This window comes from Paenibacillus sp. FSL H3-0310, assembly GCF_038002785.1.
GTDB classification, from domain to species: Bacteria; Bacillota; Bacilli; order Paenibacillales; family Paenibacillaceae; genus Paenibacillus_AQ; species Paenibacillus_AQ odorifer.
The window spans coordinates 1058488-1073066 of the sequence record NZ_JBBODC010000002.1; the positions used below are offsets into that span (position 1 = coordinate 1058488).

General features: G+C 42.1%; 14 protein-coding genes. 10 read left to right on the plus strand and 4 right to left on the minus strand.

The genetic code is table 11. The features are described 5' to 3' along the window. Positions 1 to 15: 15 nt before the first annotated feature. From recF to dnaA, 4 genes are all read right to left on the minus strand, one after another. Positions 16 to 1134 (minus strand): DNA replication/repair protein RecF, encoded by a 1119-nt coding sequence (gene recF / locus MHH63_RS24125; protein ID WP_036677733.1) that lies wholly within the window; start codon positions 1132 to 1134, stop codon positions 16 to 18. A gap of 23 nt (positions 1135 to 1157) precedes the next feature. Then, positions 1158 to 1385 (minus strand): S4 domain-containing protein YaaA, encoded by a 228-nt coding sequence (yaaA, locus tag MHH63_RS24130; RefSeq protein WP_036677736.1) that lies wholly within the window; start codon positions 1383 to 1385, stop codon positions 1158 to 1160. Positions 1386 to 1433: 48 nt separating this feature from the next. Next, the gene (dnaN, locus tag MHH63_RS24135) at positions 1434 to 2576 is read right to left on the minus strand and encodes a DNA polymerase III subunit beta (protein WP_036677739.1); all 1143 of its coding nucleotides are present in this window, start codon (positions 2574 to 2576) and stop codon (positions 1434 to 1436) included. A gap of 197 nt (positions 2577 to 2773) precedes the next feature. Continuing rightward, positions 2774 to 4120, minus strand: a complete 1347-nt coding sequence (gene dnaA / locus MHH63_RS24140) for a chromosomal replication initiator protein DnaA (RefSeq protein WP_036677741.1) — start codon at positions 4118 to 4120, stop codon at positions 2774 to 2776. Between the two features lie 675 nt (positions 4121 to 4795). On the opposite strand from dnaA, the gene rpmH reads away from it, so the two are divergent. From rpmH to MHH63_RS24190, 10 genes are all read left to right on the plus strand, one after another. Beyond that, positions 4796 to 4930, plus strand: a complete 135-nt coding sequence (gene rpmH, locus MHH63_RS24145) for a 50S ribosomal protein L34 (RefSeq protein ID WP_036677745.1) — start codon at positions 4796 to 4798, stop codon at positions 4928 to 4930. 289 nt (positions 4931 to 5219) lie between these two features. Continuing rightward, positions 5220 to 5570: a ribonuclease P protein component gene (rnpA, locus tag MHH63_RS24150; RefSeq protein ID WP_036677842.1), complete on the plus strand. Its 351-nt coding sequence runs from the start codon at positions 5220 to 5222 to the stop codon at positions 5568 to 5570. A gap of 86 nt (positions 5571 to 5656) precedes the next feature. Continuing rightward, positions 5657 to 6526: a YidC/Oxa1 family membrane protein insertase gene (locus MHH63_RS24155; RefSeq protein ID WP_076124330.1), complete on the plus strand. Its 870-nt coding sequence runs from the start codon at positions 5657 to 5659 to the stop codon at positions 6524 to 6526. Further along, positions 6523 to 7257, plus strand: coding sequence for an RNA-binding cell elongation regulator Jag/EloR (gene jag / locus MHH63_RS24160; RefSeq protein ID WP_036677749.1), 735 nt, complete (start codon positions 6523 to 6525; stop codon positions 7255 to 7257). The genes MHH63_RS24155 and jag overlap by 4 nt, the downstream gene beginning before the upstream one ends. A 109-nt stretch (positions 7258 to 7366) precedes the next feature. Beyond that, positions 7367 to 8743: a tRNA uridine-5-carboxymethylaminomethyl(34) synthesis GTPase MnmE gene (gene mnmE, locus MHH63_RS24165; RefSeq protein ID WP_076124328.1), complete on the plus strand. Its 1377-nt coding sequence runs from the start codon at positions 7367 to 7369 to the stop codon at positions 8741 to 8743. Positions 8744 to 8782: 39 nt separating this feature from the next. Beyond that, positions 8783 to 10669: a tRNA uridine-5-carboxymethylaminomethyl(34) synthesis enzyme MnmG gene (gene mnmG / locus MHH63_RS24170; RefSeq protein ID WP_036677754.1), complete on the plus strand. Its 1887-nt coding sequence runs from the start codon at positions 8783 to 8785 to the stop codon at positions 10667 to 10669. 3 nt (positions 10670 to 10672) lie between these two features. Continuing rightward, positions 10673 to 11398: a 16S rRNA (guanine(527)-N(7))-methyltransferase RsmG gene (rsmG, locus tag MHH63_RS24175; RefSeq protein ID WP_076218353.1), complete on the plus strand. Its 726-nt coding sequence runs from the start codon at positions 10673 to 10675 to the stop codon at positions 11396 to 11398. A 414-nt stretch (positions 11399 to 11812) separates the two neighbouring features. After that, positions 11813 to 12628, plus strand: a complete 816-nt coding sequence (noc, locus tag MHH63_RS24180) for a nucleoid occlusion protein (protein WP_036677760.1) — start codon at positions 11813 to 11815, stop codon at positions 12626 to 12628. 178 nt (positions 12629 to 12806) lie between these two features. Further along, complete coding sequence (locus MHH63_RS24185; RefSeq protein WP_036677762.1) at positions 12807 to 13568, plus strand: ParA family protein; 762 nt, start codon at positions 12807 to 12809, stop codon at positions 13566 to 13568. Continuing rightward, positions 13561 to 14403, plus strand: coding sequence for a ParB/RepB/Spo0J family partition protein (locus tag MHH63_RS24190; RefSeq protein ID WP_036677764.1), 843 nt, complete (start codon positions 13561 to 13563; stop codon positions 14401 to 14403). The genes MHH63_RS24185 and MHH63_RS24190 overlap by 8 nt, the downstream gene beginning before the upstream one ends. Positions 14404 to 14579 lie beyond the last annotated feature (176 nt).

Consider the following 14579-nt stretch of genomic DNA (forward strand, 5'->3'; position numbering starts at 1 on the left):
TCGTCCTCCGCTCTTTTATAACTCAACTTTTCCATCATGAACATGAAATAGGCTGGCGCCCTTTAATTTATCGGCATTCAGACCCTCAATTCCGGTAGCGGTAATGAATGTCTGTACCTTGCTTTGAAAGGTTTCAATAAGCTGGGTCTGGCGGTAAGGATCAAGCTCGGATAAAACATCATCAAGAAGCAGCACAGGATATTCTCCGATTTCCTCATGGATCAGCTCGATTTCCGCCAGCTTAAGCGATAAAGCCGTGGTACGCTGCTGTCCTTGAGAACCGTAGACCTGAGCTTCCCTTCCGTTGATAAAAAAGGACAGGTCATCCCGATGGGGACCCGTCAGCGTCATGCCGCGCCTGATTTCTTGTTCTCTCGTTTGTGATAACTTTAACATAAAATTGTCTAATAAGACAGCTTCATCTTCCTCATCCCGATCGCCGAAAGAGGGGACATAGAGCAATTTCAGTTCTTCTCCGCCGTTCGTAATCCCCCGGTGAATGCTTTCAGCCCATATTTGCAGCTTCTTTATGAATTGTTTCCTTTTTTTGACGATTTTAACACCATGCTCTACAAGTTGAGCATCCCAGATTTCCAGAAGCTCTTTCCCTGCAGCCTCTTTTCCCCATAATTGCTTTAAGAGATTACCTCTTTGCAAGAGAATTTTTTGATACTGCTGTAGGTGAAATAGATAACTAGGCTGGACTTGGCCGATCTCCATATCAAGAAAACGCCGTCTGATACCAGGGGTCCCTTTTACAATCTCTAAATCTTCCGGTGCAAACATGACCACATTCAGAGATCCAACAAACTCACTAAGGCGCCGCTGCTCCAAACCATTGATCTTGGCTTTTTTACCTTTGGCAGATAGGGTGAGCTCCAGCTTGAGATCGCCATACTTGCGTTCCACCTCGGCAACGATCTGAGCTGCATCTCCGGGGGCATCGAAGGAGATAAGTTCGCGGTCCTTAGAGGTGCGGTGGCTTTTGGTCATCGCCAGGACGAACAATGCCTCCATGAGGTTTGTTTTGCCTTGGGCGTTCTGACCCAGAATCAGATTCACATCGCCCAGGCTCTCCAGACGCAGCAGCCCGTAATTCCGATAATGCTGCAGACCGATATTTTTAACAAACACGAAATGGTTCCTCCCCTAGCGTACTACTCTTTTACTCCTCCGCCTTCAACCTCAAAGGTACCGTTATCCTGCACTTCGATTTTGTCACCCGGATAAAGTTTTCTGCCGCGCCGTTCCTCTACCTCTCCGTTGACCAATACGTGACCTTCCTGCAATAAAGCTTTGGCCATTCCACCTGTGGATACACAATCTGCGAGTTTCAGAAATTGGTCCAGCTTAATGTATCCACTGTGGATAAGTATTTTTTTCATGGTTTTTATCCTTTCAGCCACTTATCCACATGTTCATGAATGTTGGCATTAATTTGTTGTACGGTAAGGCAAAATGATATACAAGCTATTGGTTTGGTCAAGTGGTTTCAAAATGATCGGACTCATCATCCCTGTAAATGCAATAACGAGCTGCTCACTCTCTATGACCTTTAATACATCAAGCATATATTTCGAGTTGAAAGATATTTTGAGAGGTTCACCTTTGAAATCAATGACTTCAAGTTCCTCGCGAACCTTACCCAGCTCTGATGAGCTTGAAGAAATTTCAATACCGCCTTGATCAAGCGTCTGCATACGAACAATATTTGTTTTTTCTTCCCGGGACAGCAAATAAGCACGATCAATCGATTCGCTTAATTTTTTTGTATCTAAAGTTAGTTCTGTTTTGTAGGTTGTTGGAATAATTCTAGAAGTATCAGGATAAATCCCATCTAGGATCCGTGAATAAAACAGTACTTTGTCGATTTTGAAGAGAACTTGATTATCCGCAACGACAATATCAACCAGCATATTTTGGTCAGGGATAATTTTGCTGAGCTCATTAAGGGTTTTACCGGCAATAACAATATTTCCGAAATTGACATTTTCCGTGCCTTCAAGTTTAGCAGCTCTTGTTGCCAAGCGGTGACGGTCAGTCGCTGTAAACTTAAACTCATTGTCGCTCAGATTCCATAGTATACCCGTTAATATCGGAGTTGTCTCTTGGGTAGAAATAGAAAAGGCTGTTTGTTTAATCATATTTTTCAGCAAATCACCTGGTAGAGAGATCGTGTCATTCTCTTCAATGCTCGGTAACACTGGGAATTCTTCAGGGTCTAAACCTACCATCTGAATCTCAGTGGATCCGGAAGAAATGTACGTTTGGAATCCTTCTTTTACTTCCATGTGGATTTCTTTGGAGGGCAGCTTCTTAATAATCTCGACGAAAAATTTAGCGGGAAGGACAACACTTCCTGGCTGATCTATCTTCACGATGGTGTGGCTGTCATTCTCTGCTGGAATAAACGATTGAATAGAAATATCGGTATCACTTGCAGTTAATGTGACGCCTTGATGGCTAACTTCCAGTTTAATACCGGTCAAAATAGGGATTGTTGTTCTGCTGGATATAGCTTTGGATACGTGTTGAATGGATTCGTTAAGCTCATTTTTAAGAATGCTTATTTTCATGATTTCACTCCTAGCTGAAAAATTGGGAATTTCGATGGATTTGAGTCTGTTAATTACGCGTCTTTACATGATGAATTATTATAGTTATTTAATAGTATTAGTAGTAGGGGCGACGAATATGTGGATAACCCCACCAAACAGCATAAAATTAAGCCTACCCACATGTGTATAGATTGTGTATAGGCTCTTTGTTCCTCTTAGGAAGGATTTTTAATTTTCTCCGCAAGATTATTTACCACTTTGTACAACTCCTGATCGACCTTTAATGCCTGTGTAATTTTATCGTGCGCATGAATTACGGTCGTATGGTCACGTCCTCCGAAAGCCTCACCAATCTTAGGCAGCGAATAATCCGTTAGTTCACGGGATAGATACATTGCGATTTGACGTGGAAACGCTACGGCTTTGGTTCTTTTGCGTGCTTTGAAGTCTTCAAGGCGCAAATTGTAGTATTCTCCGACTTTTTGCTGAATATCAGCGATGGTGATCATCTTGGGACGACTGGAAGGAATAATATCCTTGAGCGCTTCAGCTGCCAAATGAGTGGTTACATCCTGGTTGGTAAGCGAAGAATAAGCAACTACCCGGATTAATGCACCCTCAAGCTCACGAATATTGGTGTCAATCTGGTTGGCAATATACATCATGGCCTCATTAGGGATATCAAGGTTCTCTGCCTTAGCCTTTTTGCGTAAAATCGCAATCCGGGTCTCCAGATCTGGTGGTTGAATATCCGTAATCAAGCCCCATTCGAACCGGGAACGCAGCCGTTCTTCCAGTGTGGGAATTTCCTTTGGTGGTCGGTCGCTGGAGATGATAATTTGCTTGCGTTCTTCGTGGAGCGCATTGAAAGTATGGAAAAACTCCTCCTGTGTAGACTCTTTTCCAGCGAGGAATTGAATGTCGTCGATAAGCAAAATGTCAACATTACGATACTTGTTACGGAAGCTTTCACCGCGGTTATCACGGATCGAATTGATAAATTCATTCGTGAATTTCTCAGACGAGATGTAAATTACCTTGTTATTTGGGTTATGTTCCAGGACATAGTGCCCAATTGCGTGCATCAAATGGGTTTTGCCCAGACCTACACCACCGTATAAAAACAAGGGATTGTATGCTTTGGCTGGTGCTTCGGCCACTGCCAGTGAGGCTGCATGCGCAAAGCGGTTCCCAGAGCCGATTACAAAGGTGTCAAAAGTGTACTTTGGATTGAGCAGATGCGTTTGTGCTTCTTCTCTTGATACTACGGGAGTCGGAGCGGATTGTTGAACCACAAGCTCAGGCGGCTTGCTTTCTTCAATCACGAATTTTACATCCACTTGTTTCCCTGTGACTTCGTAGACGGTTGCTCCTACCAGTTTGGTGTAACGACTTTCCAGCCATTCTACTGCAAACGTTGTAGGTGCCGAGATAATGAGAACCTGGGAGTTGAAGGTTATCGCTTTAGTAGCCTTAAACCAGGTATCAAAGCTCGGCTTGCTTAATTTGGTTTGAATAATCGATAAAATTTGCTGCCATAATTCGGAAGTATGGCTGTCCACAGACTGTCACTCCTTTAAATCTTCCAAATGTGGCATCAGCCATGAAGTGGAAATGTCGAAGAAAATAGGTTGGTGCTGATATTTATCCCCAGTAGGCAATATGAAGAGACAAAAAAATATGGATAAATTTGATTTGTTCACAACTTTATCCACAGCTTGTTGATAATTAAGAGAACAAACAAATCTATTCACATTCAAAAGTAATACCATCATAGCAAAACGCCCCTTGTTTTTCAATGAGCAGGGCTATTTTATCCACAAATTCAAGCACTTGTGTACAATTATTAGGAACACCACTACATATTGTTGATAATTTGTTTACGGTTCGACACTTTACGCCAAAGGTTCGATAATTTTATACACAGGTTGTGCTCAACTGTGAGTAGTCGACTTTATTTTTTGATCACAGGTGGATAACTGTCATATCTTGTGGATTACTTTTTTCCTGGGGAGAGTTGTGGATAAACACCTGAGCTTGAGGGGGAGGAACAAGCCGGTTACTAGGTTGACTTTTGCTCATAAAATATGTTTAAATATATAAAGGTGTTTTCTGTAAGGATATGTCTCGATATATAAAAATGATAATTCTTGTAGATACTGTCCCTACTATAAGGACGGCTTAGTCCGTTTCTGCTTATATGACAGTAATTAAGTTCCTGTAAGGGAGGTGCAATTATGAGACCGACATTTAGACCAAATGTGAGCAAACGTAGTAAGGTTCACGGTTTCCGTAAAAGAATGAGCACGAAAAACGGCCGTAAAGTGCTGGCAGCTCGCCGCTTGAAAGGCAGAAAAGTTTTGAGTGCGTAAGTTAGGCCACTAAGGGACCACTGCGGTGGTCTTTTTTTACTGCTTTTTATTATTATTGCTCTGCAAAAGTCTAGGATCTCGCTTAATGCGCTAGCTACACTTTGCGGGGCTATTTAACGTATATTGAGAAATATTTTGTGAGAAGTTGAAATTATTTTTCCTACTATATATAGAAGCTTAATTTCAGCACAGCAAATGTGGTCGTTTATGGCTGCTTGCAAATGCCTATACTATTAGAAGAAAAAATTCGGAGGGACACTTAAACCGGATTTTTATGAAGGAGATTCCCGTGCACAAAAAGTTACGTTTACGAAACCGTGCCGACTTCAGTCGTGTATACCGCCATGGGAAGTCATTTGCGAATCATCAATTTGTAGTGTATTGGTTTGGCAAAAAAGAGGTAGAGCGATTTAGAGTAGGTGTGTCTGTTAGCAAAAAGGTCGGAAACGCGGTTGTCCGTAACCGTATGAGAAGATTAGTTAAGGAAATCGTCCGTCACCATGAACCTGAGATTGCAGGTGGCTTAGACATGGTGTTTATCGTAAGAAAAGGAGCGCTTTCCATGGAGTATGCAGAGCTCGAAAAAAGTGTGCTGCATGTGCTTCGTAAAGCCAAGCTACTCAAGGCTTCCCGCAAATAAAGGGTGCTTAAGAGGCTTGTTTATTTGTATTCATAATTATGGTATGATTTACGGTGGAATGGAATGTTTAAGAGAGGGGTTTTGAAGTGTCTCTAATGAAGACTAGACGAGGAAAATGGTTTCTCCTCATCACGGTAATGGTGTTGTCGTTAGCTGTTCTGTCGGGATGCGCTCCGTCGGCTGCTGTCACGCACACTACGGAGGATTTGAAGAATGGAGGCTTCTGGCAAAGTAATGTAGTGTATTATTTCGCCATTGCCTTGGACAAGTTTGCAGATTGGTTTAACGGAGAATATGGTTTAGCCGTACTTGTGATGGTTATTATTGTCCGCACGTTGATTCTTCCGCTTACTATTAAACAGGTGAAGAGCTCGCGTGCAATGCAAGCCATTCAACCGGAACTCCAAAAGATCCAGAAAAAATATAAAGACACACCTGAAAAGGTGCAGCAAGAAACAATGCGTTTGTTCCAAGAAAATAAGGTTAACCCAATGGCGGGTTGTTTACCGCTGATCGTACAAATGCCTATCTTTATCGCTCTCTACAACTCGATCTACTATAATCCACATCTACGGGAGCACACCTTCTTGTGGCTGGAGCTAGGTAAACCGGATCATCTGTTTATCTTGCCAGTGCTAGCAGCATTAACAACATTTATTCAAACTAGAATGATGACCAAAATGAACCCAGTGCAACAACAAGGGCCAATGCAGTTCATGATGATGATCTATCCAGTTCTGATCTTCGTGATGTCGTACAATTTCCCTGCAGCCTTGCCACTATACTGGGTGTACAGTAACCTTTACACTATTATTCAGAACTACTTCTTATACCGCAACAACGATAAACACAAATTGGCAATCGCAAGTGCTGTAAAAAGTACAGATGACTCCAGTCCTGCTCCGAAGAGCAAAGGCGGCAACAAGTCATCGAAGGGAGCCAAAAAGTCAAAATGAGCAAAGTCGTCGCAACAGGGAAAACCATTGAAGAAGCTGTAGAACGGGGACTAACCCAGCTTGGAGTTCAAAAGGACCGGGTAACGGTCAACGTACTTGAGCAGCCATCAAGAGGATTCCTGGGATTGATCGGTGCGAAAGGTGCCAAGGTTGAACTAACCTTGATAGCCGAAGCCGCACCGGCATCAGCGGCGAGTGCTCCGTCACTGCCTCAACAGTCAGCAAGAGAGAGCAAACAGGAGGCCATCGGCGGTGTGCCACGCCAAGATTCCGGACAACCGGTGGAGGAAGCTTACCAAGAAGCCGTTCATTTCATTGTGGATGTCGCTAAGAGCATGGGGCTCGAAGTGGAGGTAGAAATCGTCCACACCAAGGAATCCACGATTCTGCAAATTTCCGGTCCAGATTTGGGACTGTTAATTGGCAGAAGAGGACAAACTCTCGATGCTCTACAGTATTTGGCTAATATTGTAGCTAACCGTTATTCCGACAGTTTTATACGGCTTGTGTTAGATGCAGAGAACTTCCGTGAGCGCCGTAAAAAAACGCTTGAAGAGCTGGCTGATCGTTTAGCCGGACGTGTAATTCGCACTCGTAAAGAGGTTGTATTGGAGCCAATGTCTCCTCAGGAGCGCAAGATTATCCACTCCAGGTTACAGGATCACCGGCAAGTGAGTACCCTCAGTAAAGGCGAAGAGCCAAATCGCCGCGTCGTTATAACCTTGAAGTAAAGACTATATGGATGCAATGACTCCTTGACCAATGTAAGGGGTCATTGTTTTTTTAAAAATAAAAGAACGTTTCTATTCAAAAAATATAAGTTTTGGGGTGAAAAACAGCATGCTTAGTGACACCATTGCTGCCGTATCGACGGCATTAGGCGAGGGAGGAATTGCTATTATTCGGGTAAGTGGCCCACAGGCTATTTCCCAAGTGGCACCATTATTTCGTAGCCGAGTTCCATTAACTGAAGCGGAATCGCATACCGTTCATTACGGACATATCGTCAGTCCTGATAACGGAGAGAAGATGGAAGAAGTGTTGGTAACCGTTATGAAAGGACCACGTTCTTTTACGACAGAGGATGTAGTAGAGATCAGTGCTCATGGCGGTGTAATTTCTGTAAGAAGAGTGATGGATTTACTTCTGCAGCAGGAGATAAGGTTAGCCGAGCCGGGGGAGTTCACCAAGCGTGCTTTCTTGGGCGGACGTATCGATTTATCGCAGGCTGAGGCTGTTATTGATCTGATTCGCTCTAAGTCTGACCGGGCTTTTTCTGTAGCTTTAAAACAGGTTAGCGGATCCTTATCGGATCGAATTCATGCTTTACGCCATACACTTATTGAGATGCTGGCTCATATTGAAGTGAATATAGATTATCCAGAACATGATGTAGAATCCATGACAGCTGAATTTATTAAAGATAAAAGCAGTGAGGTTATGGAGGGAATAACAAAGCTGCTTAAGACATCTAATGAAGGAAAAATACTTCGTGAAGGGATTACGACAGCTATTGTCGGACGTCCGAACGTTGGTAAATCATCATTGCTAAACGCATTAGCGCGTGATAACAAAGCGATTGTAACAGATATTCCAGGAACAACACGTGATGTAATAGAAGAATTTATAACGATAAATAATATACCGCTTAAGCTGCTCGATACAGCGGGAATTCGTGAAACGATGGATGTTGTTGAGAAAATTGGGGTGGAGCGCTCCAAAGCGGCAGTTAGTGACGCCGACCTGATTCTACTTGTGCTGAATGCTAATGAAGAGCTGCATGAGGATGAATTGGCATTGATGGAACAAATCCACGGTAGACAGTGCCTAGTAATCATGAATAAAATGGACTTACCGCCCAAACTGGATAAGGATAAGTTGCTCTCATTTTTTGAAGAGTCTAACATTGTACCGATGTCCGTTCTGGAAGAGGAAGGTCTAGACAAACTTGAAGATGCCATTTCGACACTCTTTTTTGGTGGAAAGCTGGAATCGGGTGACTTGACATATGTGAGTAATGTGAGACATATAGCCCTGCTCAAAAAAGCCTATAAATCACTTCAAGATGCATACGATGCTGCAGAACAGTATATACCGATTGATATGATTCAAATCGATGTACGGCTCGCATGGGAACAGCTTGGGGAAATAATTGGCGATACTGCAGCTGACTCTTTGTTAGACCAAATATTCTCACAATTTTGTTTAGGAAAATAAGATTCACGATTTAATATAATTTCAAGGGGGAAACAGGACATGAGTTATGATGGAGGCAACTATGACGTTATCGTCATTGGCGCTGGTCATGCTGGCTGTGAAGCAGCACTGGCTGCAGCCCGGATGGGTTGCAGTACGTTAATGATCACAATTAACCTGGATATGGTTGCATTCATGCCCTGCAATCCGTCCATAGGCGGACCTGCCAAAGGACATGTAGTGCGTGAAATTGATGCGCTTGGCGGAGAAATGGGCCGCAATATAGATAAGACATTCATTCAACTGCGTATGCTGAATACAGGTAAAGGACCAGCTGTACATGCTTTACGTGCACAAGCTGATAAATTCCTTTATCAACATACAATGAAGGAAACTATGGAGAAAACGCCTAATTTGACACTTCGTCAAGGGATGGTTGAGCGTTTAATCGTTGAGGATGGACGTTGTGTAGGTGTAGTTACGAAGACCGGAACCGAATACCATAGTAAGACTGTTATCCTGACAACAGGTACTTACCTGCGTGGTAAAGTGATTATGGGTGAGCTAACATATGAAAGTGGACCTAACAATCAACAGCCATCCGTGAAGCTTTCTGAGAACTTACGGGAGCTTGGGTTTGAATTGGTTCGTTTTAAAACAGGTACTCCACCACGTGTACATCGTGATACGATCGATTTCTCTAAGACAGAAATTCAACCAGGGGACGATGAACCGAAATTCTTTTCGTTCGAAACGAAATCATCCGATAACGAACAGCTTCCTTGTTGGTTAACGTATACCTCTGAGGTTACTCATCAGATTATTAATGATAACCTTCATCGTGCGCCGATGTTCACAGGTATTATCGAAGGAACTGGCCCACGTTATTGCCCTTCTATAGAAGATAAGGTCGTAAGATTCAGTGATAAATCTAAGCATCAGATCTTTTTAGAGCCAGAGGGAAAAAATACATCGGAATACTATGTACAAGGTCTGTCCACTAGTCTTCCTGAGGATGTACAGCTAGCTATCTTACGTTCCATTCCTGGTATGGAAAAGGTAGAGATGATGCGTAACGGCTATGCTATTGAATATGATGCAATGGTTCCTACACAGCTATGGCCATCTCTTGAAACCAAACGTCTTCCAGGTCTGTTCACTGCTGGACAAATCAATGGCACTTCCGGTTATGAGGAAGCAGCAGGCCAAGGGGTTATGGCTGGAATTAATGCAGCACGCAAAGTGCAAGACAAAGAACCCGTAATCCTAGATCGTTCACAGGGATACATTGGTGTACTCATTGATGATCTCGTGACTAAGGGAACGAATGAACCTTACCGTCTGCTTACTTCACGTGCAGAATATCGTTTGTTGCTTCGCCATGACAATGCAGATCTAAGACTTACACCTATCGGTTATGACATTGGTTTGATCACACAGGAGCGTTTCGATAACTTCACAGATAAGAAAGAACGGGTGGAGCGTGAAATTGTTCGTCTGCAAGAAACAAAGGTTAAACCTGTTGATGTAAACCAAGTACTAGCGCAATATGAATCGGCACCTATTGTAGATGGCAGTAATTTGCTTGTTCTGATGCGGCGCCCAGAGCTTGTATATAGTTTTGTTGATCAAGTATCACCATCACCAGAGATGCTGGATGCAGAAATGAAGGAGCAAGTAGAAATCCAAATTAAATATGCCGGATATATAGAAAAACAACTTCAACATGTGGAGCGCCTGCAAAAGATGGAGAAGAAAAAAATTCCAGATGACATTAATTATAATGAAATCCATGGATTAGCGATGGAAGCGCGGCAGAAGCTGACTAAGATTCACCCGATCTCTATCGGGCAGGCTTCTCGGATTGCGGGAGTTACACCTGCTGATATTTCCATTCTTCTTGTATATCTTGAGCATTACAACCGGGTAACCGCGGCGAAAGGATAAGCTATGGATAATACGGAAGTTCAATTCACACAACTATTACAGGAACGAGGCATATCCCTTACAGCAGAACAGTTAGCACAATTTGATCTGTATTATAAGGAACTCGTAACCTGGAATGAAAAAATGAATCTCACGGGTATAACTGAGCGAGAGCAGGTATATACGAAGCATTTCTATGATTCTATTTCATTAGCTTTTTTCCTTGATATTAACGAGATCACCAATCTCGCAGATATCGGTTCAGGAGCTGGGTTTCCAGGAATCCCACTTAAAATATGTTTTCCTCATTTGAAGCTAACGATTGTTGATTCGCTCAATAAACGAATTTCATTTCTGCAGCATGTAAGTACGACATTGGGATTAACTGATGTACAATTGATCCATGGGCGGGCAGAGGATGTCGCGCGCAAGTTCACTCATCGTGATGCCTATGATTTGGTTACAGCACGTGCGGTAGCAAGACTGTCTTTATTGAATGAATTTTGTCTTCCCTTCACACGCAAAGATGGGGTGTTCGCTGCAATGAAGGGCAGCGATCCTTCAGAGGAATTAAGCGAAGCTAAGTACAGCTTAAAAGAGCTTCGTGCTGAACTCAGCAAAGTGGAGTCGTTCAGCTTACCAGTGGAGGAGTCGGATCGACATATTGTTATGATCCGGAAGACAGGAGCAACACCAGCTAAATACCCAAGAAAAGCGGGAATTCCTGCCAAAATGCCATTGATAAAATAATGTTTCACGTGAAACATTGCCGATACTCAAAGTTCCTTTAGGAGCATTCTCTTTGAACAAAGGGAATGCTCTTTTTTTATGAAGATGATGATAACAAAAATCGATAAATATCAAATTAGATGAAAATTAGATTTATAAGCTGATTTGGTTGTTGCACCTGTAAAAATGCAGGAAAAATAGGTCTTTACGGAGAATATGATTATGTGGAGAAAAGTGATAGAATAGCATAGTAGACTTTAATTTTGTATATAACTCCTTCTCTGTACTCTTGTTCGAAAGAAGGAGAGATTATGATGCCTGTTCATTACAGGTAATTCCATAATATCAGAATGTTTTAGATTGCTGTACGATATGCTTTCCGTGAAGAAGGTCAAGAAGATCGTACTATAACGAAATTAGGTGGTTATGAACGGAATGAAAGAACAATTTACCAAGCTATTTGGGTTTAACGAGCGGAGCAGCGGAGAAGAAATCAAACAAATACCAGTTCATGAGGTCGTTAGCAGTCCGTACCAACCACGGACTATATTCGATGATGACAAAATTGATGAGTTATGTCAGACAATTAAAACTCATGGTGTCATTCAGCCTATTGTTGTACGTATGCGAGATTCCATATATGAGATCATCGCAGGTGAACGGCGCTGGCGGGCAGTTAAAAAGCTTGGTTTAGAGACGATCCCTGCTATTGTCCGTGAGTTCAATGATTCTCAGGCAGCATCTATTGCGCTCATAGAAAATCTACAGCGTGAAGGTTTGACCTCCATAGAAGAAGCTGTCGCTTATCAGAAGTTAATTGATCTTCATCAATTAACACAAGAAAGCTTAGCACAACGCTTAGGCAAGAGTCAGTCGACTATTGCGAATAAGATTCGTTTACTCCACTTACCTGAAGAGGTTAAGACAGCGTTGATGGAACGTCAGATTTCCGAAAGACATGCGCGTTCACTCTTATCACTGGATAGTGTGGAAATGCAATTAAAAGTTTTGGCAGAGATTATTGCAAAAGGATTAAATGTTAAACAGACGGAAGCTCGTATTGCTTTCTATAAACAAGTTTCGCAAACTAAAAAGTCAAAACGGGTCTCCTATACCAAGGATGTTCGTCTAGCTCTTAATACAATTCGTCAATCTATTGATATGGTGTCAGGCTCAGGTATGGAAATCAAAACGTCAGAAAATGACCGTGGTGACCATTACGAGATTGTAATCCAGATCCCCAAAAGATAAATTGTTTCAAAAGCTGAAGGCGGCCTTAAAGTGATTGGCCGCCTTTTGTGTGACTTAAACCAGGATGTATTGCTCAGTCCTGCATTTTAGAGTTTTAGCTCATATAAAGTAACATAGTTTGGCCGTTTATACTTGCGATCTACGAGAAGATTCTTCCTAACTATTCGAGGTGAAATTAGTGTCCAAGATTATTGCCATAGCAAATCAAAAAGGCGGTGTCGGTAAAACAACATCCTCTGTGAACCTAGGTGCCGGTATGGCTACATTAGGAAAAAGAGTGCTTCTAGTTGATATCGATCCTCAAGGTAACACTACCAGCGGCGTTGGCATCAACAAGGCGGACGTAGCGAATTGTATATATGACATTCTCATTAATGAAGTAAATCCTCTAGAAACGATACTTGAAACTCAAAATGAAGGACTGCACATCATCCCGGCAACCATTCAATTAGCGGGGGCGGAGATCGAATTAGTATCAACGATTTCCAGAGAGTTGAAATTGAAAAAAGCCCTAAATGCGGTTAAAAATAATTATGACTATATCATCATTGATTGTCCTCCATCCCTTGGGATTTTGACGATCAATTCCCTTACAGCTGCTGATTCGGTAATCATTCCGATTCAATGTGAATATTATGCGCTCGAAGGGTTGAGTCAGCTTTTAAACACCGTGCGTCTAGTACAAAAAAATCTTAATCCGCATTTAAAAATAGAGGGAGTACTATTAACCATGTTGGATGCCCGTACGAATCTAGGGATCCAAGTCATCGAAGAGGTTAAAAAGTATTTTCAGGAAAAAGTTTACAGAACTATCATTCCTCGGAATGTCCGCTTAAGTGAGGCACCGTCTCATGGACAATCCATTATTACTTATGATCCTCGCTCAAAGGGAGCAGAAGTGTATTTAGAGTTGGCAAAGGAAGTGATTTCTTATGAGTAAACGTTTAGGAAAAGGTCTGGATGCTCTGATTCCTTCTTTATCTATTAATGAAGATGATAAGGTAGTAGAAATCCCATTAGCTCAATTACGGGCTAACCCTTATCAACCACGCAAGGATTTCAATGAAGAAGCAATCCAGGAATTGGCTGAGTCCATCAGACAACATGGCGTGATTCAACCGATCATTGTACGGAGTGTTTTGAAGGGGTATGAAATCATTGCCGGTGAACGCAGATTCCGGGCATCGCAATATTGTGGTAAACCTACGATTCCAGCAGTCGTAAGAAATCTAAGTGATCAACAGGTCATGGAGATCGCCCTGATTGAGAACTTGCAACGTGAAAATTTAAATGCAATGGAAATCGCAGTTGCTTATCAAGGTTTGATGGATCAATTTTCACTCACACAAGAAGAGCTATCACTTAAAGTTGGAAAGTCCAGATCACACATCGCTAACTTCCTAAGATTGCTTACTTTACCGGAAGAAGTAAAAGAATATGTTTCACGTGGAACAATGTCTATGGGACATGCACGAGCTATTGTTGCCCTGAAAGATCCGGAAGTTATTAAACAATTGGCTGAACAATGCGTGGAACAGCAATGGAGCGTAAGAGAGCTTGAAGAAACAGTGAAAAATCTGGATCGAAAGCCAACGAACGGTACAAAGATTAAAGTTGTTAAACGTGATCCCTATATTGATAATGTAGAGGAAGTATTACGTGAACGGTTTAAAACAACGGTTAAGATAAAACAAGGTAAGGAAAAAGGGAAGATTGAACTGAATTACTACAGTGCGCAGGACTTAGAAAGATTGTTAGAATTATTGGGTAACTAAATGGGTATCTATGCCAAGAACATATCCTGAGCTATCCGTAATCGGATGAGTAGGGGTATGTTTTTTCAAAATATAAGGATGTATAAAGTGCAGCTGAATATTATTCTTATATTTTCTACAAATAAGGTTATTATCAATAAAGGGCGACAACGTTGTTTCTTCTTAATGAAAAAGAG

Coding starts and splice junctions, on each gene's coding strand:
- yaaA (WP_036677736.1), bottom strand. CDS start 1,385: ATGAAAAAAATACTTATCCACAGTGGATACATTAAGCTGGACCAATTT.
- dnaN (WP_036677739.1), bottom strand. CDS start 2,576: ATGAAAATAAGCATTCTTAAAAATGAGCTTAACGAATCCATTCAACAC.
- rpmH (WP_036677745.1), top strand. CDS start 4,796: ATGAGACCGACATTTAGACCAAATGTGAGCAAACGTAGTAAGGTTCAC.
- jag (WP_036677749.1), top strand. CDS start 6,523: ATGAGCAAAGTCGTCGCAACAGGGAAAACCATTGAAGAAGCTGTAGAA.
- mnmE (WP_076124328.1), top strand. CDS start 7,367: ATGCTTAGTGACACCATTGCTGCCGTATCGACGGCATTAGGCGAGGGA.
- mnmG (WP_036677754.1), top strand. CDS start 8,783: ATGAGTTATGATGGAGGCAACTATGACGTTATCGTCATTGGCGCTGGT.
- rsmG (WP_076218353.1), top strand. CDS start 10,673: ATGGATAATACGGAAGTTCAATTCACACAACTATTACAGGAACGAGGC.
- noc (WP_036677760.1), top strand. CDS start 11,813: ATGAAAGAACAATTTACCAAGCTATTTGGGTTTAACGAGCGGAGCAGC.
- MHH63_RS24190 (WP_036677764.1), top strand. CDS start 13,561: ATGAGTAAACGTTTAGGAAAAGGTCTGGATGCTCTGATTCCTTCTTTA.